Origin of the sequence: Chryseobacterium sp. ERMR1:04 (assembly GCF_001297705.1) — a bacterium.
Classification (GTDB): Bacteria; Bacteroidota; Bacteroidia; order Flavobacteriales; family Weeksellaceae; genus Chryseobacterium.
The window spans coordinates 430,344-451,557 of record NZ_LIRF01000007.1 but is presented as its reverse complement, the minus strand read 5'-3'; the positions used below and the strand labels follow the sequence as shown (position 1 = coordinate 451,557).

Annotated in this window: 17 protein-coding genes; 7 read left to right on the top strand and 10 right to left on the bottom strand. The window is 33.4% G+C overall.

What is annotated here, in order from left to right; translation table 11 throughout:
* Nucleotides 1-29: 29 nt before the first annotated feature.
* On the top strand, nt 30-893 hold the full coding sequence (locus AMQ68_RS16755) for a glycoside hydrolase family 25 protein (protein ID WP_082384129.1): 864 nt from the start codon (nt 30-32) through the stop codon (nt 891-893).
* A gap of 1 nt (nt 894) precedes the next feature.
* Here the strand turns inward: AMQ68_RS16755 and AMQ68_RS24975 are convergent, their stop codons facing one another.
* From AMQ68_RS24975 to AMQ68_RS16730, 5 genes are all read right to left on the bottom strand, one after another.
* Nucleotides 895-2,541, bottom strand: coding sequence for an alpha/beta fold hydrolase (locus AMQ68_RS24975; protein WP_054511751.1), 1,647 nt, complete (start codon nt 2,539-2,541; stop codon nt 895-897).
* 116 nt (nt 2,542-2,657) lie between these two features.
* Nucleotides 2,658-3,170 (bottom strand): 5'-nucleotidase, encoded by a 513-nt coding sequence (locus AMQ68_RS16745; RefSeq protein ID WP_054511750.1) that lies wholly within the window; start codon nt 3,168-3,170, stop codon nt 2,658-2,660.
* 96 nt (nt 3,171-3,266) lie between these two features.
* Entirely contained in the window at nt 3,267-4,412 is a 1,146-nt protein-coding gene (locus AMQ68_RS16740; protein WP_054511749.1) for a hypothetical protein, read from the bottom strand.
* A gap of 302 nt (nt 4,413-4,714) precedes the next feature.
* A complete protein-coding gene (locus AMQ68_RS16735) occupies nt 4,715-5,233 on the bottom strand; it encodes a DUF1761 domain-containing protein (RefSeq protein WP_369678654.1) in 519 nt (172 codons plus the stop codon).
* 124 nt (nt 5,234-5,357) lie between these two features.
* Entirely contained in the window at nt 5,358-5,987 is a 630-nt protein-coding gene (locus AMQ68_RS16730; protein ID WP_054511747.1) for a hypothetical protein, read from the bottom strand.
* 111 nt (nt 5,988-6,098) lie between these two features.
* Between AMQ68_RS16730 and AMQ68_RS16725 the strand changes: the two genes are divergently transcribed.
* A complete protein-coding gene (locus tag AMQ68_RS16725; RefSeq protein WP_054511859.1) occupies nt 6,099-7,997 on the top strand; it encodes an ABC-F family ATP-binding cassette domain-containing protein in 1,899 nt (632 codons plus the stop codon).
* 151 nt (nt 7,998-8,148) lie between these two features.
* Here the strand turns inward: AMQ68_RS16725 and AMQ68_RS16720 are convergent, their stop codons facing one another.
* On the bottom strand, nt 8,149-9,207 hold the full coding sequence (locus AMQ68_RS16720; protein ID WP_054511746.1) for a Gfo/Idh/MocA family oxidoreductase: 1,059 nt from the start codon (nt 9,205-9,207) through the stop codon (nt 8,149-8,151).
* Between the two features lie 190 nt (nt 9,208-9,397).
* On the opposite strand from AMQ68_RS16720, the gene AMQ68_RS16715 reads away from it, so the two are divergent.
* The 3 genes from AMQ68_RS16715 (at nt 9,398) to AMQ68_RS16705 (ending at nt 12,986) form a co-directional block, all read left to right on the top strand.
* Nucleotides 9,398-11,623 carry a TonB-dependent siderophore receptor gene (locus tag AMQ68_RS16715; protein WP_054511745.1) on the top strand — a complete coding sequence of 742 codons (2,226 nt, stop codon included), beginning with the start codon at nt 9,398-9,400 and terminating at the stop codon, nt 11,621-11,623.
* 94 nt (nt 11,624-11,717) lie between these two features.
* A complete protein-coding gene (locus AMQ68_RS16710; RefSeq protein ID WP_054511744.1) occupies nt 11,718-12,233 on the top strand; it encodes a PepSY domain-containing protein in 516 nt (171 codons plus the stop codon).
* 162 nt (nt 12,234-12,395) lie between these two features.
* Nucleotides 12,396-12,986 (top strand): outer membrane beta-barrel protein, encoded by a 591-nt coding sequence (locus tag AMQ68_RS16705; RefSeq protein WP_054511743.1) that lies wholly within the window; start codon nt 12,396-12,398, stop codon nt 12,984-12,986.
* Nucleotides 12,987-13,091: 105 nt separating this feature from the next.
* Here the strand turns inward: AMQ68_RS16705 and AMQ68_RS16700 are convergent, their stop codons facing one another.
* Nucleotides 13,092-13,727 carry a peroxiredoxin gene (locus AMQ68_RS16700; protein ID WP_054511742.1) on the bottom strand — a complete coding sequence of 212 codons (636 nt, stop codon included), beginning with the start codon at nt 13,725-13,727 and terminating at the stop codon, nt 13,092-13,094.
* Nucleotides 13,728-13,826: 99 nt separating this feature from the next.
* Between AMQ68_RS16700 and AMQ68_RS16695 the strand changes: the two genes are divergently transcribed.
* Nucleotides 13,827-14,693 carry a mechanosensitive ion channel family protein gene (locus AMQ68_RS16695; protein WP_054511741.1) on the top strand — a complete coding sequence of 289 codons (867 nt, stop codon included), beginning with the start codon at nt 13,827-13,829 and terminating at the stop codon, nt 14,691-14,693.
* A gap of 42 nt (nt 14,694-14,735) precedes the next feature.
* Here AMQ68_RS16695 and AMQ68_RS16690 read toward each other — a convergent pair whose 3' ends face one another.
* The 3 genes from AMQ68_RS16690 to sucC form a co-directional block, all read right to left on the bottom strand.
* On the bottom strand, nt 14,736-16,934 hold the full coding sequence (locus AMQ68_RS16690) for a reprolysin-like metallopeptidase (RefSeq protein ID WP_054511740.1): 2,199 nt from the start codon (nt 16,932-16,934) through the stop codon (nt 14,736-14,738).
* 19 nt (nt 16,935-16,953) lie between these two features.
* The gene (locus AMQ68_RS16685; protein WP_054511739.1) at nt 16,954-17,403 is read right to left on the bottom strand and encodes a hypothetical protein; all 450 of its coding nucleotides are present in this window, start codon (nt 17,401-17,403) and stop codon (nt 16,954-16,956) included.
* Between the two features lie 367 nt (nt 17,404-17,770).
* The gene (gene sucC, locus AMQ68_RS16680) at nt 17,771-18,961 is read right to left on the bottom strand and encodes an ADP-forming succinate--CoA ligase subunit beta (RefSeq protein WP_054511738.1); all 1,191 of its coding nucleotides are present in this window, start codon (nt 18,959-18,961) and stop codon (nt 17,771-17,773) included.
* 576 nt (nt 18,962-19,537) lie between these two features.
* Here sucC and AMQ68_RS16670 point away from each other — a divergent pair.
* Complete coding sequence (locus tag AMQ68_RS16670; RefSeq protein ID WP_054511736.1) at nt 19,538-21,202, top strand: peptidase domain-containing ABC transporter; 1,665 nt, start codon at nt 19,538-19,540, stop codon at nt 21,200-21,202.
* Nucleotides 21,203-21,214: the final 12 nt, after the last annotated feature.

Genomic DNA, 21,214 nt, shown 5'->3' with positions numbered 1-21,214 from the left:
TCGTTAAAAAGTTAGTTTTGTAAAACTTTATGACACAAAAGAAGTACACAAAAAAAACAACGAAGAAGATCCATCACAATAGACGAAGAAATTATTTTTTACGTCGAAAGATTGTATTGGCTATTTTAATTGTTGCTTTATTGGGAACCGGATTATATTTAAAACAATCAGTAAGTTATTATTACGCTTTATATTTTAATAAATTCATTCATAAAAAACTTCATAATAACGAAACAGAAACCTTACGAATTCAAAAGATCCTCAGTAACAATCTGAATAAAACGTATGGCTTTGATATTTCTCATTATCAAAACAGAGAAGACATTAAATGGGACAGCCTGAGCATCGGAAATAAAACAATTCCACTGGAATTTGTTGTGATGAGAGCTACCATGGGAAACCGAAATGCAGACAAACATTTTGATGAATTTTGGCAACAGGCAAAAAAGCACACCTTGGTACGTGGAGCCTATCATTTTTATCGTGCTGATGAAGATCCCGTGATGCAGGCCAATAATTTTTTAGCCAATGTGAAATTAGAAAGCGGAGATCTTCCTCCCATCTTAGATATCGAGAAAATACCGAAACGCAAGACCAATAAAAAACTAATTGAAGACTTAAAGGTTTGGTGTAAAATCATTGAAGAAACGTACGGCGAAAAACCTATTATCTACACCTATTATCATTACTATAAAGACTTTTTAAAAGGTGAATTTGATGACTATCCACTTTGGCTGGCTAATTACAATGACGTTCCTACTCCATCACCCGATAATCATTGGGATTTCTGGCAGTTTACCGAAAACGGAATCGTGCATGGTATCAACACCAAAGTAGATCTGAATATCTATAATGGCAGTGCCTGGTCTTTGGAAAGACTGACGTTAGACTAATTTATTTTTTCAAAAATTCTAAAATATCCTTGTTGAGTTCTTCCGGATTTTCGAAAGGAATGAAATGCGTGGCATTTTTATAAATCTTCAATTCAGCATTAGGAATCTGCTTCGCCATCATTTCTGTGTGTTCTCTTTTAATCACATCATTTTCACCCGCAATAACTAAAACAGGATTCTGAATCTTATGCAACGAACCATTACTAATATTCGGTTCTTTCAACATAATTTTCACTAATCTCATTTCATTCAATCTTTCAGGGTTATTTTCAGCCTGTAACACTTGAAGTTGGGTTTTCATATTATTGAAAAGACGTTCATCCACACCTTCAGGAAAAGTATTTGCTCCAATAGTAACCAATTTATTCAAATGATCTGGATACTTTAACGCAAACTCAAGACCTGTATTTCCTCCATCACTCCATCCAACGATATTTACTTTTTCCAAACCTAATTCATCAACCAAAGCTTTTACATCATCTGCAAAAATTTTATAGGTAAAATCTAATTTTGACGTGTCTGTACTTTTCCCTTGCCCCCTCGTATCTATTGCAATTACTTTATATTGCTGAGAAAGCGTTGGGATTTGTTGATAAAATTCTTTAATGCTTCCACTATTTCCATGAAGCAGGATCAAAGGCTCACCCTCTCCGTATATTTCATAATAGAGATCTGTATTTTTTAGTTTTAAAAACTTTCCTACAGAAGTATTTTTACCGTAAATAGAATTGTCTGCTTCCATCTTATATTTGCTTATATCCGGAATAAGACCTGCAAGATTTTCCTCAGAAGCACTCGCCTCGTCTTTTATATTCTTTCCGTTCTTATCTACTTTCACATCAATATTTATTGCGGGAGCTGCCAATGTTACTTTCTCCCAATCTCCGTAAAACTTTCTTAAAAAACCAGTTCTGAATAACGCTGCACTTATATTTATCTTACCTTCAAATTCTTTTAAGAATTGAATTCCGATGAAGAATTTTCCTTGAACCCAAATATTATAATGATTAACATCCAGAGTAAAAGTCCCATCTTTTATCATCGCTTCCGTTAATTCAACCGTAATTTCTTCCTCTAAAATATTCTTATCCGGAAATCCGTTTTTCTCTGTATAAATACTATACCGCATTAAAACAGGTTTATCAGAAGTATAACTTGCAATATTTAAATTAATATTTTTAATCTTGGATCTTTTGCTTGCATTAAATTCCAAAGCAGTTTCTCCTAAAAAATCTTCTTTCCTAAATTGAGGATTTACAGAATACATCACGTGTTTTGTTTTTGTATTCACGCCCCAATTTTTATCAACCAATTTCTTAGACACTAATTTTACTTCCTGAATATTTTTAATTTTCTCATTTAAAAATATTTTTTGAGAATTTTGTTTTGAAAACTCCTGAACAGACACAGAATAATTTTCATAACCAGGAACTTCTATTTTCACTTTATGAGCCACATCAATTCCTGAAAGATCAATTGAAAAACTCCCTTTTTCATCTGAGATCACCCCTATTTTTTCTTTCTCTACCCCAATCTTTACATACGGAATCGGTTTACGATCTTCTTTAGAGAAAACAGTCCCGGAAACAATCTGGGCATTACAATAAAAAGTGAAAAGTATAAAAAATAGTGTATTGAGGTTTTTCATGATAAAAGTTTGATGCAAAAATCTTTATTTCTTTCATTAAAACCTCCCAATAGGCTATTAATTTTAATATCAATTTAGTTAAATTTATCGTAAAACATTATATATCAAACTTAATACTATAAGATATTCATAATCTCTTCCCATGAGTTCACTCTTTTATAATCTTCGTCATCTACATGGTGATTATGAGGTTGCGTGAAAATAATTTTCTCTCCAGAAAAGTGTTTTAGATTCTTAGGATAATCGTCTATCATGACATCTCCGGAAACCACTTTCTTACTTCCGCACAAAACATTCTGTTCCCAGGTAATAAAAGGAAAATATTCCGCCAGCCAATCATATTTTTCTCTTAAGCTATTCGGAAACTCCATTCCTGCCGAAACGATGTACAAATCGTATTTGTTATTCAAATATTCCATTGCTTCACGACTTCCTTTCATCAAAGGTAAGGTTCGGAAAAAGCCAATTTCATTTACATGTTTTTTACCATTAGGAAACGCTTCCAATTCAAAAACCCCTACTACATCATCAAGATTAATATCCTTTCCCGAATCTCTCTTTTCAAATGCTATAAGCTGGTGGTAGACGTCTGCCATAACACCATCCATATCAACAATTACTTTTTTCATCTTTTATTTTTACAGATTACTTACATTCAAACTTACAATATGTTTAAAAATATTAAAAGTATCTTATCTGTAAAAATCAAAACCCTATAATTTACATTAATTTAATCCTGCTTTACTGAAAGGTTTTCTTTGTATCCATTCTTTTGTAGGATTTAATAATGCAAATATTTTTTCCATAAATAGATTGACCAAAGGATTATTATGTTTTATCAATCCGAAAATTTCAAACGGCTCTGCCCCAATCGTAGACTTTATTTCCAACGCTGTTCTTCCGAAAATTATTCTTTTAAACTGATGAGTAATTCCAAACTCTACCATATCCAAAAGCATATTCAGATACAATTGTTTTTCTTTTTGAATGTTTTTATCATAGCCTAAAAAATATGTATCAATATCTTCGCTATTCAGAATCAAAGTATAAAATCCGATTAATCTTTGATCTGAAAAATACCCAAAGACTTTAAAATTTTGATTTAAATTTTTCTTCATGCTTTCAAAATGATTTACCGCAAGGAAAAAAGTATTGAAGGGAGCATTTTCGGCCACATTCTGATAAAGAATATTCATTTCTTTTTGATGCTTTTTTATTTCATCAAGGTTCATTTCGCATCGCTCTATTCCATTAAATTTCTTTCTCGCAGAGCGAGCTCTTGTCCTGTATTTTTTAGAAAAATCGTTTACATAATCTTCAAAGACCATCCAGTTATTCTTTATTTTCAACATCATATTAGGCTGTACAGAAAACCTAAAATAAGACTGATACTTTTTACCCTGAAAATAGGAAACGAAATTAGACTGATAATCTTTATAAATGATTAAAGATGTTTTTCTGATTTCTTTCTGCATCTTTTCAACTGCAGCATCCAAAAGCGGAACTACTTGTTCTAAAACAATTTTGGATGAATCAAAGTAAAATCCGTTTTGTCCTGTAAGCATATTGTTTCCTAGAATCATGAGGTCTTTACTCATTTTTCGGGAAAAGAAATTTCTAATGCTACACCAAATTTCATTTTTTTGAAAAGTTTCATGTTTCTGAAAATTTAAATATTGAAACAAAGCACCTCCAATTAATATATTATGATCAAAAAATCCCACATAATAACATTCCATATTATCTGGTCTGGAAGATTCTAACACATAGAGATATTCTTTAGAAAGCATGATATTATGATTCCCAATCACATCATTCCAGTCTAAAGGCAAGTCTGAAACGCTATTATATACTTTTAAATCGTACGGCACCTGTTGTGTATTTTGAAAATAAAATTAAATATCTGATAATCCATAGTTGTTATTTTTCTTTACACTTGTATAAACGAATCAGCTTTCTTTTTTCTTTAATTAAATGATTTATTTTTCAGTCCATCTTTAATTTATGCTTGCAATAATTAAAAGCAAAATAAAAACTACTATTAGAATATACTAGATTAACCTGAACATAGATGTTTGACTTATATTTAAAAACAATGTATTCAACTACACAGAGAGCTATATAACATAAAAAAGGCTACTGATGTAGCCTTGTAATCTAAATTGTTAAAATTTTATTTTTGGGTCGCCCAATTAAAACCATCCGGTGCGTACCAACCACAAACAATTCCACCCATAATGGTAATCGTGATCGTCCAATACGCTGTGTTGATAAATGTATACCTCCAGGACTTTCTTTCAAACATCGCATTAATTGCCGTCAAAGGAAATACAAATAAAACCCCAGCCATAAAAGAATGTAAAGCCCCATGACCAAAAGAGCGATATGCCGCTCCATAATCACTCATAAAAGCAATGAACGAAGGTTTAGCGTTCAGTTGATTTCCGCCCACCATACTTAATGCTCCAAGTTGGTGTATGGTAACCGTCTGTAAGAAAAAAGCAATCAAAAGAGATAGGATAAATGCAAAAACAAAAGCAAATCCCATATTTGATCCTTTCATCTTCTCTTCAGTTAATCCGACTTCCTGCATCCAAATTTTTCCTAAAAACTTTGGATGATACCAGATAAACCCCATAATAAGTGGTACTACAGCGGCTACTGTAATAGCCCAAAAGTTAAGTTGCATCATATGTTTGTATTTTAATTAATAATATCAAATCTACATCAAAATTCAACACACATGATGTTTAAATCAAAATTAAATAACATTAATTAAATTTAAATCAACAAAATAAACAATACAACATGAAATACTAAAACAAAATATTAAAAATATATTTAATGGATTCAATGCTTTTAGCAGGCTCAGTAATACAATAGAAAAGTAATTGTGGAATACTCGGTAAAATTTCCAACACCAATGCAAAAACTGGTACTAATAGATATAATACTATTGGAAACTTACGCTTCATCGAGAATTTTTTAATAACTGCATTCCAGATGATTTTCACTCTCTCTTTATCATTCCATAATATGAAAAAGCATAAGATAAAATACCAAATGAACCTTTTTGTAAAACCCATTGCTAATCCTTCAGGCATGAAACTAATATCCATAAGTAAAATATTAGCTGCAATCGGAATAAAAAATAATACGCCCAATATGGCAGTTCTATGAAAAAGAAGTAAAATTCCGGCTATCATTTGAAGAATTCCAATTGTAGTTTTAAAAGGTTCATGATCAAACAAATACCACATTACTCTAAATAAATGTAAATCCTTAATCGGGGTTGCCAGCTCCTGAGGTGAAATTCCAAATTGCCCAGTATCAGTAGTTTTGCTATATCCATAGCTGAAAAATGTAGCAGCCAATAAAAATCTCGCTACTAAAATAAAATACTCCCAATATCTGTTTTTGGGAATAGAACGTAATTTTGCAATCATAATAATACGTTTTATGTGTTTCGGTTTAATTTTATTTTAAAAGTTTTTGTTGTTTCATTTTCGTATTTTTGCGGCTCAATTGAAAATTTCAAATCAAACCATTACATTCCAATGAATTACGTTTCTGTCGAAAACCTTACCAAATCTTATGGCATCAAAGTTTTGTTCGAAAATATCTCTTTTCATGTAAATGAAGGAGACAAAATTGCCATTGTTGCCAAAAATGGCAGTGGAAAGTCTACCCTTCTTAAAATTTTAATGGGAAAAGAAATTGCAGACAGCGGAACTGTAACTATTAATAAAGACATTCAGGTGGTTTTATTTGATCAGGAAATCGAGTTTGATTCTGATCTTACCATTGATGAGTTTATGATGACGCTGGATTCTGCGCCCATTCAGGCACTGAAAAACTATCATAAATCACTCCTTTCAACCGACTATGATTTCATTGAAAAAGCTTTAGCTGAAATGGAAATTCATAAAGCTTGGGATCTGGAGAATGACATGGCGCAAATTCTGTCTCAGCTGAAGATCACAGATTTGGATGCTAAAATGGGAACTCTTTCCGGAGGTCAGATCAAACGTGTTGCTTTGGCAAAACTACTGACTGAAACCAGAGCAGAGCACCGTCACACGCTACTTATCATGGATGAGCCTACCAACCACCTTGATGTGGAAATGGTAGAATGGCTGGAAAGCTATTTAAGCAAAGCTAAGATCACTTTGATTCTTGTAACCCACGACAGATATTTCTTAGATGCTGTTTGCGGAATTATCTGGGAAATGGAAGATAAAAATCTGTATTTCCACAATGGTTCTTATGCAACGTATCTTGAAAATAAAATGATTCGTGAGGACAATATGAATTCTACCATCGACAAAGCCAATAATCTTTACAGAAAAGAATTGGAGTGGATGAGAAGACAACCTAAGGCGAGAACTACAAAATCGAAATCTAGACAAGATGACTTTTATGAAACTGAAAAAATAGCTAAAACCGATACAAGAAAAGAATCTCTGGAGCTTGACTTCGAAATGAAAAGGCTTGGAAATAAAATCTTAGAACTTAGAGATATTTCTAAAAGTTATGGAGATAAATTATTATTAAAAGATTTCAGTTATCAGTTTCAACGAGGTGAAAAAGTAGGAATTGTAGGAAAAAATGGTGCTGGAAAATCTACCTTATTAAATATCATCCAAGGGCTTGAGCCTAGAGATTCCGGAGAAATTGAAACCGGAGAAACAATTAAATTCGGTTACTTTTCACAAAAAGGACTTAAATATAAAGAAGACGAAAGAGTTATTGATTTTATCAAAGAAATTTCTGAAAACTTCCCTCTAGCTAACGGAAGAACGATCTCGGCATCGCAGTTTTTGAGATTATTTTTATTTGATGATCAAACCCAATATTCACCCATTTCAAAACTTTCCGGAGGTGAAAAAAGAAGATTGCATTTGATGTATATTTTATATCAAAATCCAAACTTCTTAATATTTGATGAGCCTACCAATGATCTTGACCTTCCAACGTTAACGGTATTAGAAAATTTCTTATTGAATTTTCAAGGAAGTTTAATCATTGTTTCTCACGACAGATATTTTATGGACAGAATTGTTGACCATATTTTAGCGTTTGAAGGAGAAGGAAAAATCAGAGATTTTATCGGAAACTTCTCTGAATATAGAGAGAATTTAAAATTAGAAGAAAAAGCACCAAAAGCAGTTGTTGCCAAAAAAGTAGAGACACCTGTTCCTGCTCCTACGCCCGCAGCTGTTTCAACGGTTCCATCACAGGCTCCAAAAAGAAAGCTTTCTTTTAAGGAACAAAGAGAGCTGGAAACCATTGATAAAGAAATTCCTCAATTGGAAGCACAACGTGCCAAGATTCTTGATCAATTGAATAATGAAAGTGAGTATGATAAAATTGCTAAGCTTTCTGCAGAATTAGAAGCAATTTCTGAGAAATTAGAAAACCATGAAATGAGATGGTTGGAACTTCAGGAAATGTAAGATAAACCTTATCACTTTAAAATATAAATGCTTCGACTCCGCTCAGCATGACATTTCTAATACTAACTGTCTAATTTTAACAGTAAATTTTTAGCGATGTCATGCTGAGCGTAGTCGAAGCATCTCTTTTATATAAAATTCAACTTATTGTTTAAGCAAAATTTATAATCTTACCTTCTTTAGAGCTTTCCCAAGCGGCATCAATAATTTTCATATTCTGAATAATCTCTCCCGCAGGCGATGGTAAATAATATCCAAAGACAATGTGCTCATAGATATTCTGATAATAATTCATATAATTTCCAGGCTCACTTAAAGTAAGTGTTCTTTCTGTTTCTGAATTTTCATTTAAAACATTTAAAATTCCGTCTGTATCTTTTAAAGGAATCGTCCAGTCTTTTCCATAAACAGGAATGGATCCGGCAACCAATTCATTTTCCTGATTATCTGTTCTTTCTTGTAGGAAACTTCCTTTCTCGCCGTGAATCACATACGCATAATGCGCTTCTTTACTGAAAACAGAAGATTTTAATCGTACTCGTAAATTATTTTTATAATACAAAAGAATCTCGAAGTAATCATTCGCAAACTCTTCCCCTTTCATTGAAAATACATCCGCAAAAAGTTTTTCGGGAAAACCAAAATATTGCACTGCCTGATCTACCAAATGCGATCCTAGGTCATGAAGAGAACCAGAACCTGTTTGCTCAGGATTTTCTTTATGAGCTTTGCCGCTTGCTGTTGTACGAAAACGGTCAAAACGAATTTCAACTTCTTTAATCGTTCCTAATTTTTCTTCGCTCATTATTTTTTGAACCTGGAGAAAATCACGGTCAAATCTTCTATTCTGATAGACACTTAGAAATAATCCTTTTTCTTCTGCCAATTTCACTAATTCTTCAGCTTCAGAAACATTTACAGTGAAAGGCTTTTCAACAATTACATTTTTTCCTGCTTCAAGAGCCATTTTAACATATTCAAAATGAGTCTGAACCGGAGTATTAACTACAACTAATTCAATATCAGCATGCGCTAACATCTCTTCTATCGAGCGATAGATTATAGCTTCAGGATATTTTTCTTTTGAATCTTCCTTACTTCTTTCTACAACAGCCGACATAAAAAATCCCGGATGTTCTTTTAAAAAGGGAGCATGAAAGATTTTTCCGCTCATTCCAAAAGCACAAAGGCCAACTTTTACCAATTGCATAATTTTATTTTTAACAAATATATTTATAAAAAAACGGTTCGTTACATAGTCTATCATTTTTATAGGAATAATTCATCAGGAATTAAATAATATGATATAAATCACAATATTATTTTAAATTAGTCTAAATAATAGATCGCTAATCCTTACATTTGCGCCTTATTTAAAAACACTCTAAATAAAGTAAAAAATGAAAAGACAAATTACTACTTTAGGTTTCATTATCTTGGCAGCAACAGCCAGTGCACAAACTAAGCACAAACATGAATCCGACACCATTAGAATTCAGACCATTGAAGATGTGAATCTTCATAAGACAGGAAATCCAAATAAAGCAAAACCATTATCTACGAAGTCTAATCTTACGATAATGGAAACGCCACAGCCCATTGCCATTGTTACTCATGAAATTATTGAACAACAACAGGCTAAACAATTAAGTGATGTTCTTCAAAATGTTAATGGGGTATATATTACTTCTGCAAGAGGAGGTTCGCAAGATAGTTTTGGAGGTCGTGGTTTTATTTTTGGAAATGACAATATCTTCAAAAACGGATCAAGAATCAACAGTGGTGTTTTTCCTGAGGTAAGTGGTTTGGAAAGAGTTGAAGTTTTAAAAGGAGCTAATGCTATGTTGTATGGAAATGCAGCTGCCGGAGGTATTATTAATTTAGTGACCAAAAAGCCTAAATTTAACTTTGGAGGAAGTGTAGGATTAAATGCAGGAAGCTGGAATTCTTACAAACCAACCATTGACGTTTACGGACCAATATCCAAAAACATCGCATTTAGAATGAATGGTGCTTATGAATATGCTGAAAGTTTCAGAGATGTTGTAAAGTCTACAAAATATTATTTCAATCCTTCGTTCTTATTTAATATCAGTCCAAAATCACAATTGATTGTTGAGGCAGATTATCTTAAAAATGATTTAACACCTGATTTTGGAGTAGGATCAATTGAAAATAAAGATAAAAGCTATTCTTTGAATACGGGTGTAGACAGAAATGTATTTTTTGGAACAGACTGGCAGTATCAAAATGTACAACAGCTTTCAACGAATGTTACTTTCAATCATCAGTTTAATGAAAGGTGGTCATTAAATACTACAGCTTCATATTCTAATTATACTAAAGATTATTTTTCTTCAGAAAGAGTACAGTGGGCTTTTGACAAAGTGCAAACCAATCGCCTTTCATGGACAAGACCTTTTGGTAAAACTTACAACGAGCAGAGCTATACTTCTGCACAGGTGAATTTGAATGGTGAGTTTAATACCGGAAAAATTAATCATAAAGTATTATTTGGTACAGACGCAGATTACAACCAAGCAGATGCTTATGCTTATAATGTTAGTGCCCCAACGAATGTATTATTCTTAGATGATCCTTCAACGTGGGGAAATATAGCAATGCCAAATAGTAGTAAAATCTCTAAGACCAGAGTAAATACAAGAAGAATAGGTATTTACGCTCAAGATTTTATCAGCTTAACGAAAGAGTTTAAAGTGATTGCAGGATTACGTTGGTCATATATTCAAAATATGCCTTCTATAAAAGAAACTGAAGCAGCTAATAATAAACCTTATGATAAGAGTTTCGTTAGCAATTCTTCCACTTCAGACCAAGCCTTTTCTCCAAAAGTAGGTTTAGTGTATACTCCAAATGAAAATCTTTCGGTTTTTGCAACCTATACTAATTCTTTTATAGCGAATACTGGACAAACAATATTTAATGAAGCTTTAAAACCAACAACTGTTGATCAGTATGAAATTGGGGCTAAGAAAAATATTTGGAACAATGCAGTTGCCATTAACTTATCTGTATATCAGATCATTAATCAAAATTCTTATCAAACTGCTTTATTTAAAACAGATGGATCAATAAATGTTGATAGTAACTTTAAAGAATTTGTAGGTAAAATGCGTAGCCGAGGTGTAGAATTGGATATTACAGGTAATCCAATGCCAAACCTTTCCATTATTGGAGGCATTTCTTATAACAATTCAGTATATTTAGATACACCGGACAAAGTGGGTTATATCGAAAATCAAAGATTGGTCAGAACCCCTGCTACAACTGCAAACGCGTCTGTATTTTATACCTTTACTAAAGGAATTAAAGGCTTGAAAGTAGGGGCTAGTGCTTATTATATCGGTGATAGATTAGCAGGATGGAATGACACAAAAACGGGAAGCAATACAAGTTTAGAAGCAAGAAATGGAGTAAGCAGAACTTTTGAATTAAAAGATTACACTACAGTTGCTCTATCTCTAGGTTACGAATGGAGCAAATTCTCTATCCAAGGAAGAGTGGGTAACTTATTTGATGTTGTAAACTACAATGTTCATGAAAACTACTCTGTAAACCCTATTACACCTAGAAATTACTATTTCACACTAACATACAAATTGTAATAATTTACTATTATAATAATTTTTTCAATCAAAGTGGAAGTTGCATTTTTGCAGTTTCCACTTTTGAAATTTAATAAACAAAGCTATTTAAGATATGGATAAGATTAAGGATACAAGAACTTTCATGAGAATTACCCACCGTTATTTAGGATTTTTCCTTGCCGGAATTATGGCCGTTTATGCAATAAGTGGTGTTTTATTGGTATACAGAGATACAGACTTCTTGAAAAAAGAGAAGAAATATGACAAAACAGTTGCTAAAAATCTTAATGAAAAAGAGCTAGGTAAAGAATTAAAAATAAAAAACCTTGAAATAGAAAAAACAGAAGGAGAGATTTCAACATTTAAACAAGGAACTTACAACGCAGCCAGCGGTGAAGCAAAATACTCAAAAAAAGAACTTCCTTTTGTTCTGGATAAGATGACAAAACTTCACAAATCTCAGTCTAAAGAAACGCTGTCACCACTTAATACCTTTTTTGGCATATCTTTATTCTTTTTTGTCATATCCAGCTTTTGGATGTTCAAACCTAAAACAAAAGCCTTCAAAAGAGGAATAATTTTCACCATTATTGGACTTATAGTTTCTATTATTCTTTTATTGATTTAAAAATGCAAAATTATTCCTCAAAGTGTTAAAAAAATAAGATATAAAATTCAATAATTCACGCCAAAATCTTAAAAAGAGACCTGACATTGAGCAGTCTGGCACATTTGTTGTTTATTCCTTACTTTAAGAATAATAAACATTAATTATTAAAAATTATAAATTATGAAAAAACTAATTTTAGGAGGTATATTGGCAGTAGTTGGATTAGCGACTACAGCAAACGCTCAAATTCAAAAAGGTAACTGGTTAGTAGGAGGAAGTCTTGTATCTAGTACTTTTGGTCTAAATACAGGAGGAGGTTATAATATTAACTTAGTACCAAAAGGAGCATATTTCATTAAAGACAACGTAGCAGTTGGTGGATACGTTAACCTAGGTGTTAACAAAGTTACCAACGGAAGTCCTACAAACTTTACTTATGCAGTTGGAGGTTTAGGACGTTATTATCTTTCTCCAGGTGAGCAAGGTGTTAGCAACTTATTAAACCACGGAAGATGGTTCCTAGAAGGTAACGTAGGTATCGGTGGAACATCTACTGAAGGAAGTAATTCTACAACTGGTATAGATTTCGGTGTTGGTCCTGGTTATTCTTATTTCATCACTCCAAACATCGGTCTTGAAGGTATCGTAAAATATGCTGGTGTAACAGGATTTGGTAATGAAGGTTTGACTTCTAACATTACATTTAATGTAGGATTCAGTATTTATTTACCAACATCTAAAGGTAAGCAGATCATCAACGACGCAAAATAATCACACACTTCACATATACATATAGTATACAAATGAAATCGCCTTGGAAATTTTCCAAGGCGATTTTCGTACAAATTAAAACTAAACTATAAAAAATCAAATAAATCATGTATTCGGTTGTGGCGTATATCTCAGATACGGCTTAATTTCTGTAACCCCTTTTGGGAATATCTTTCTCGCCTCTTCTGTTGAAGTGCTTGGTGGAATAATTACATCCTCCCCTTGTTTCCAATTCACTGGTGTTGCTATTTTATGAGAGTCAACTAACTGAAGTGAATCTAAAACTCTTAGAATCTCATCAAAATTTCTTCCTGTTGAAGCAGGATAAGTAATTATTAATCTTACCTTTTTAGCAGAATCAATAATCAATAAAGAACGAACAGTAGCCGTTGCCGAAGCATTGGGATGAATAAAATCATACAATTCGGAAACCTTTCTATCTTTATCAGCAATGATAGGAAACTGCACTTCTGTGTTCTGGGTTTCATTAATATCTTTGATCCAGTTTTGATGGTCTTCTACCCCATCTACACTTAAGGCAATGACCTGTGTATTTCTTTTATCAAACTCAGATTTAAGTTTTGAAGTGTATCCTAGTTCTGTAGTGCATACCGGGGTGTAGTCGGCTGGATGCGAAAACAAAATTCCCCAAGAATCTCCAAGATAATTGTAAAAATCTACATCTCCTAAAGACGATTCTGCCTGAAAGTTCGGTGCGGTATCTCCAAGTTTGATTGACATAATATTCTGTTTTATTAGTCTACAAATTTAGTAGACTTTTTGGAACTGGCAAAATTTTTGTTAAGAATTTATATCTTTATTTAATAAAATTTTTAATTCATGCAGAAAAACGGTTTAAACTACATCAATATTATCTATAATGTTCTAGAAAGCTGGTATTTAAAGCTGGCGCAATTTACTCCCAAGTTGATCGTAGGGATCATGGTTTTTACCTTCTTTCTTATTACAAGTAAATATTTAAGCAAAGCATCAGTAAAAATTTTTCACAAACTTTTTCCAAAAAGCAAAAAAGAAAGTTCTTTGGTTACATTAATTGGAGTTTTCAGATTTATGATCATGATGATGGGAACTTTCATTTCTTTAGAAATTATGGGCTTCAGTGCTTTTCTTTGGAAATTCATCGGAAGTTTAGGAGTTGCGGGGGTTATTGCCGGGGTTGCATTGAAAGATCTTGTGTCCAGTATGTTTTCGGGAATGCTTATTGGAATTGATAAAGCCTTTAAAGTAGGCGATTATATCACGCTTGGAAATCACTCCGGAACGGTACAGGAAATTGGTTTCTTAACCACAAAACTGATCACAGATGACGGAAAGAAAGCCTATATCCCTAATCAGGTTATTTTTAATGCGCCTTTTTATAACATTACCGCTTCCCCTCAGCGAAAAATCATCTTAAATTTTGAAATTCCCGGGGACGAAGATATTTCTAAAGCTCAAAAAGGTATTTTAGACGTTATAAAAAGTTTACAATATATAGATAGACCAGATACTGCGGAAGTTGTATTTACAGATTTAAAACAGGGTATTTTCACATTGCAGGCAAAATTCTGGCTCGCCATTGGCGCCAATATTACCCATGTAAAAAGTGATACCATCTTAAAAATAAAACAACGGTTAGATGCAGACCAAATACAATTGGTAACCCCAACCAGTATAAGCATAAGCCCACAACCAGAGGCTGTATAAAAAAATAAGAGTAACCTGAAAAGGTTACTCTTATTTTTTATTTTATTTTTTAATAATTAATTTTTCAGAATGCTTTTCGCCATTGTCTAGTATTACATTAATCAAATAGTTTCCTGTTGTTAATTCATGTAATCTTATTTTAGTTTCTCCTTTAAAACTTCCATTTTTAAGTAACCTTCCAGAAGCATCAAATAATAAATAGTCTGCGCTTTGAGAAGAATTATTTAATAAAACATTTACCTCATCATGAGAAGGATTAGGATATATTGCAAACTTTTTCACTTCATTTTCAAGGGTAGACAAAGATTTTGTCACTGAAAAATTAGAAGAATTCACCGCAAAATAAATATTGTTAACCGCTTTTACCATAATTCTTGCAGACGGAATATCTTCATTTGGTAAGTTTACCACTGCAGAACCATTATTAGGGACACTTGCTGCCAGAACTGTTGTAAAGTTAGCCCCACCATCCTTAGAAAGTAAAACAGTCACATTTTGCGTATTTATTACTCCTGTATTTGTTCCTGCCACATTCCAGGTTACCGTTGCAGGTACGTCGGCACTATATGAGGTATTGGTAGGCTGTGAAGTCACAGTAAAAGGTCCGTCATCTGTTACGGTTACTACCATCGCATCTCTTGCTGCCTGATTCCCTGTGGATCTGTTATCATTTACCAATAAAGAAAAATTCAATGTTCTTGCTACATTAGGTGTCACTTCCCATTTTGGAACTAAATTATTAGCCAAAACAGAAGTCATTGCAGGGAAATATCTTGTGGTCACTGTTTTCGGAGTTAAAGAACGGTAAACCGGACCTACTGTACTGGTATTAACCGGAGGCTGTGTACTCGTTTGATTATCATATTGCTCCCACAAATACGTCAACGGGTCGTTATCAGGATCTGTTCCCTGACCTGTTAAAACGAATGCTGTTCCTTTAGGAATAGTATAATCAGCTCCCGCATCTGCCGTAGGAACACCGTTATTATTATTAACCTTTACCGCACAGTCTGATGATCTTTTTAAAACATTATACATTTCATTCACACTTGCCGCATGAAAATAAGGATCACTATTAGCTTGAACATTATTATTGGCACCACATATTCCTGCATAGGCCATAATCGTACTTCCACTTCCAGGCTCGAAGGCTGTTGCATTATTGGCATTACCACTACAAGATGAAGTTGCCGCTCTAAAGGTATGGTTGGCTCCAAACTGATGGCCCATTTCATGAGCCACATAATCAATATCAAAAGGGTCTCCAACGGGAGCTCCAGAACCGGTAACCCCTCTCGCTTTACTTCCCGATACACAAACCACTCCTAAGCCAGCTAATCCGCCACTGTTTGTTCCAAAAACATGTCCTATGTCATAATTTGCAGAACCAATCACTGTAGTTGTATTCGTTTGATTCTGGTTAATCATTGTCCCCGGAGTTCCATTAGTATAAGGATCTGTTGCAGCATCTGTGTAAACCAAAAGATTATTATTAGCCACCATCACCATTGTTGTTGAAATGGTTTTTTCGTAAATTCCGTTTACCCGGCTCATTGTTGTTGCCATGGCAGCCATTGCTAAAGGTACTGTACCTCCTTGAAAAGCTGTATATTCTCCTGTTGCCGATAATGCCAATCGATAGGTTCTAAACTGACCGTCAGAAACCAAAGGAGCCTTCATTGTTGAAGCATTCTTCTGTAAATCATCTAACTGATCTTCCACATGGCATTCAAAAAGTCTGTCATTTTTAGGAAGATCTTTTCTTTTATAAAGGATAAAAGAGGAATTATCTTTAGCATAACTATCAAGATAGCTAATTTCATAACCATCAAAATACATCACATTCATCCCTGTGGAAGGAGTAACACTAAAACGGATGGTATTTAACGGATTGCTTTTTTGTACTCCCACATAAGAACGAATCTCAGGAAATTTTTCCTGTAAAGCTGGTTCCATCACAGAGGCTTCCTGAATAATATAATCTCTATAATTTCCATCAGCATCCGGAAATTTCATCACGAGGCTTTCATCTTTAGAAAAGCGCTGTGGAGCTTTTGCTAACTCTTTTTTAATTTTTTCTAAATCTAATTGATATAAAGAAAAAGCAGTCGGGGTAGTCCACCTTGGTTTTAGGTCTCCCCTATCGATCTTCCTATCTTTGAGCTTAGCCCAATAATTCTGCTGCCCAAAAGCACTTGAAGCGATCAGGAGGCACGAGACAATAAATGTTTTACTTTTCATAATACGTATTTCTTTTATATTAATATTGAATGATGGTTTTTTTAATGATGGTAAGTTCTAATAATTTTAAAAGGATGTTGGGAGCATTCCGATTCGATTTCTCAACATCAGGATTATTAAATTCCTTTACCTTAACATACAATGTATTTTTGCTTAGACTGATGTTGTCAATTAAAACATCGTTGGTATTTTTTAATTGAGGCTTTATAATTATATAGGTTTCACCTTCTACAATGGCAGGAATAGGAGAAAATCGGTTTCCTTGATTATTTTGATGAATGATCTTGAAAATTTCATCCATCTTTTCTTGAGAATCAATGATAAAAAAATCTTTTTGGGTTAAAGAAAAAGGATAATGGTACTTATCTTCGAACGAAATTTCTTTTTTGGAAGACACCGGTTTATTGCCTTTATCCTGAGATTGACAGTTAAGGAATAAAAAGAGGAAAAAGTATAAAAATAATTTCATTTCAAAGGTGTTGCCTGTAAAAATAACAAATTTCGCAATGGTTTTATAGTTTTTAAGTAAAAAAAGTTAATTTTTAACTCATTTAACCATCCTTTTGCATATTTATTTTTTTAATCAATACAATATTTACTTAGAATTTTTACAATCGAATCATTCCACATTACTTCCTTTTCTATTATAGAATTATAATTTTAAAGAAGAGTATTTTTTCAAAAAAAGCAGATCTTTTTTGAGCACATACCCACATTCAGATTTCCGAAGGATCGATCTCAACTATCTGCATTTTTTTATCTCCTAATAAAGTAAGGGCATAAAAAAAACCGTTTCAAAAAATGAAACGGTTTTTTTATATCTGAAAATTTTAGGCTTACGCTAAAACTTCTTTTACTTTGTTTGCAGCTTCTTCTAAAGTAATTGCAGAGTGTACAGGAAGACCTGACTCATCAATTAATTTTTTAGCTTCTACAGCGTTAGTTCCTTGTAATCTTACGATCAATGGAACCGGAAGGCTACCCATCGCTCTGTAAGCATCTACAACACCTTGAGCAACTCTGTCACATCTTACGATACCTCCAAAGATGTTGATCAAGATTGCTTTTACGTTTGGATCTCTTAAGATGATTCCGAAAGCAGTTTGTACTCTCTGAGCATCAGCAGTACCTCCAACGTCCAGGAAGTTTGCAGGGCTACCACCAGATAATTTAATGATATCCATCGTTGCCATTGCAAGACCAGCTCCGTTTACCATACAAGCAACGTTACCGTCTAGTTTTACGAAGTTAAGACCAGCTTCACCAGCTTCAACATCCATAGGATCTTCTTCTCTTGTATCTCTAAGCTCAGCAAGATCTTTGTGACGGAACAATGCGTTACCATCCAAAGTTACTTTAGCATCTACAGCGATAATTTTGTTATCAGAAGTTTTCAACACAGGGTTGATTTCGAAAAGAGAAGCGTCAATTCCTGTATAAGCATTGTAAAGAGATGCAATGAATTTTGTGAATTCTTTTAAAGCATTTCCTTCAAGACCTAAGTTGAAAGCAATTTTTCTAGCCTGGAAACCTTGAAGACCTAAAGCAGGATCAATAATTTCTTTGTGGATCAAATGAGGAGTTACTTCTGCAACGTGCTCAATATCCATACCTCCTTCAGTAGAATATACGATTGTATTTTTACCTTCAGCTCTATCTAAAAGAATAGAAACATAAAATTCTTTAGTTTCAGATTCTCCCGGATAATAAACATCTTCTGCAACCAAAACAGAGTGTACTTTTTTACCTTCAGCAGAAGTTTGTGGTGTTACCAACTGCATTCCGATGATGTTTTGAGCGTTTTCTTTAAGTTTATCCATGTTTGGAGAAAACTTAACACCTCCACCTTTACCACGACCACCTGCGTGAATTTGTGCTTTTACTACCCAAGCCTGAGCTCCGAATTCAGCAGTCAATTTTTCAGCAGCTGCTACAGCTTCTTCCACATTGTTAGCTACGAAACCACGTTGGATAGCAACTCCGTACTTTGATAAAATCTCTTTTGATTGATACTCGTGAAGATTCATATTATTTTTATTATTTTATTTTAATATTTAAAGGTTGACAAATTTACTAAAAATGAACAAGCTTAAAAAGAAATTTATAGAACTTTTAACGCATTGGGCAAGTTTCATGTTGATCTTCTTAAAATTTGACGCAGCGAATGTATGAATTACGCGCTGATGATCATAAAAAAACTGAATGCATCCCTGATATTCTAATCACATTTTAATTGCATTCTAATGTAGATAAGAACATTAACAAATCCCATATATTATCTTTGAATCCCCGAAATAATATATGTATATCTCATGAATTTTCAACCAAAATTCAAAGTCAGCAAAGGACTTTCCTTAAAAGATCCGGCAAAAAATAAAATCAGGAATTCTATCCTAAATAAAACAGCCGCCCTGATCTTCGATAGCAGATTTGAAATTATCAATCAAAAAAAACTGTTCATCAAATTACTCTCACCGACTCTACTCTATTTAAAAGGACTGTCAACAGACAACTCTTCAAACCTATAGATAAGGGTAAAGAAAAAGATCAACTAAAAATTTCGGATTATAAAAAAAAACATTCAACCTTACTAAATAAGAAAAATGGAAATAACAGCTAATGAACAGGGTAAAAGGCTCATCCGCTACATTACAAAAGAAAAAAAAGATGTTACTAATATTTATTTTTATGCAATTCTTAACGGTCTCGTTCTCCTAAGTATTCCTTTGGGCATCCAGTCTATTGTGAGTTTTGTGATGGGAGCAACGATGACGACTTCAATTTACATCCTCATCTTTTTTGTGGTGATCGGAACTTGGCTCGCAGGATATTTCAGATTAAAGGTGATACAGATTATCGAGAAAATACAACAGAAGATATTTGTAGAATTTTCAATAGAAATTGCAGATAAAATCCCAAAAGTAGATCTTTCCTACACCCGAAAATATTATCTTCCAGAGCTTGTCAATCGTTTTTTTGACATTCAAAATCTACAAAAAGGGATTTCAAAAATTCTTTTAGAAATTCCTACGGCACTGATACAGATCTTTTTTGGAATCCTTTTACTTTCGTTTTATCATCTTTGGTTTTTAGCCTTTGGAGGATTGGTTGTGATTTCCGTAGTTATCATATTCCGATACACGATGGAAAGCGGAATAAAATCCAGCATTGAAGAAAGCAACAAAAAATATGACACCGCAGCCTGGATTGAGGATATCGCAGGCTCTGTAAAAACTTTTAAAATGCATTCTGAAAGTGCTGTTCATTTAAAAGGAACCGATGACAGGGTGGTAGAATATCTTCATCACAGAACTTCTCACTTTAGAGTTCTTGTTTTTCAGTACAAAACCATTATTGCTTTTAAAGTGATCATTACCTTGGCCATGCTTGCGATTGGAACGTATCTTTTAATCAATCAAAAACTTAATATTGGAGCTTTCATCGCCACTGAGATTGTGGTTTTAAGCATCATGTCGGCAGTAGAAAAACTGATTGTAAGTCTTGAAAGTTATTATGACCTCATTGCTTCTTTCGCAAAGCTTTCTAAAATCACAGGGCTTAAAGAAGAGCAAAATGGCGAGATCGTGCTCTCTCAGAAAGACAAAGGAACAGAGATTGAATTTAAAAATGTACAATTTTCATTTAATGATAATATTCCCATCCTTTCTGATTTAAATTTTAAAATTCCGGAAAACAGCATTACGGTGTTAACAGGAAAACTGGGAACCGGAAAATCTCTCCTTCTCAATATGATCACCGGCTTTTTTGAGCCCAGCTCCGGAACCATACTTTTTGACAAAACTCCATTAAAAAATATTGATAAGAAACAGCTGAGAAATACAATCAGCCTATATCTGGAGAATATGAAAATCATACAGGGAACGGTAAAAGAAAATATATTGTTAGGCAACAACCAAAGCAATACAGAAGATATTCTTGAGCTTTCTGAAAAACTGGGAATAGAAAATATTTCAAGCCTCTTCAGCAACGGTTTCTTCACCGAAGTAAGCGAAACGGATTCTGAGATCACCTTTAGTTCAAAGAAAAAAATATTGTTGCTCCGAGCCCTTTTAGGTGAAAAAAGACTCATTATTCTTGAAAATCCTTTTGCAGGAATCCGTGAAGAATATCAGGATAAAATGATAGAATATCTGCTGCAGATCAAGGAAAGAACAACCATTATCATTGTTTCGCAGAGTGAAGACGTATTGCAGTTTGCAGATCAGCACCTTCATATGGAAGAAGGAACCCTAAAAGTTATATCATAAAAATTGAGCACA

Bases quoted from the DNA above. Each gene is read 5' to 3' on its own strand.
- AMQ68_RS16735 (WP_369678654.1), bottom strand. From the start codon at position 5,233: ATGATGCAACTTAACTTTTGGGCTATTACAGTAGCCGCTGTAGTACCA.
- AMQ68_RS16730 (WP_054511747.1), bottom strand. From the start codon at position 5,987: ATGATTGCAAAATTACGTTCTATTCCCAAAAACAGATATTGGGAGTAT.
- AMQ68_RS16755 (WP_082384129.1), top strand. From the start codon at position 30: ATGACACAAAAGAAGTACACAAAAAAAACAACGAAGAAGATCCATCAC.
- AMQ68_RS16715 (WP_054511745.1), top strand. From the start codon at position 9,398: ATGAAAAGACAAATTACTACTTTAGGTTTCATTATCTTGGCAGCAACA.
- AMQ68_RS16725 (WP_054511859.1), top strand. From the start codon at position 6,099: ATGAATTACGTTTCTGTCGAAAACCTTACCAAATCTTATGGCATCAAA.
- AMQ68_RS16705 (WP_054511743.1), top strand. From the start codon at position 12,396: ATGAAAAAACTAATTTTAGGAGGTATATTGGCAGTAGTTGGATTAGCG.
- AMQ68_RS24975 (WP_054511751.1), bottom strand. From the start codon at position 2,541: ATGAAAAACCTCAATACACTATTTTTTATACTTTTCACTTTTTATTGT.
- AMQ68_RS16695 (WP_054511741.1), top strand. From the start codon at position 13,827: ATGCAGAAAAACGGTTTAAACTACATCAATATTATCTATAATGTTCTA.
- AMQ68_RS16685 (WP_054511739.1), bottom strand. From the start codon at position 17,403: ATGAAATTATTTTTATACTTTTTCCTCTTTTTATTCCTTAACTGTCAA.
- AMQ68_RS16670 (WP_054511736.1), top strand. From the start codon at position 19,538: ATGGAAATAACAGCTAATGAACAGGGTAAAAGGCTCATCCGCTACATT.
- AMQ68_RS16700 (WP_054511742.1), bottom strand. From the start codon at position 13,727: ATGTCAATCAAACTTGGAGATACCGCACCGAACTTTCAGGCAGAATCG.
- AMQ68_RS16745 (WP_054511750.1), bottom strand. From the start codon at position 3,170: ATGAAAAAAGTAATTGTTGATATGGATGGTGTTATGGCAGACGTCTAC.
- sucC (WP_054511738.1), bottom strand. From the start codon at position 18,961: ATGAATCTTCACGAGTATCAATCAAAAGAGATTTTATCAAAGTACGGA.
- AMQ68_RS16690 (WP_054511740.1), bottom strand. From the start codon at position 16,934: ATGAAAAGTAAAACATTTATTGTCTCGTGCCTCCTGATCGCTTCAAGT.
- AMQ68_RS16720 (WP_054511746.1), bottom strand. From the start codon at position 9,207: ATGCAATTGGTAAAAGTTGGCCTTTGTGCTTTTGGAATGAGCGGAAAA.
- AMQ68_RS16710 (WP_054511744.1), top strand. From the start codon at position 11,718: ATGGATAAGATTAAGGATACAAGAACTTTCATGAGAATTACCCACCGT.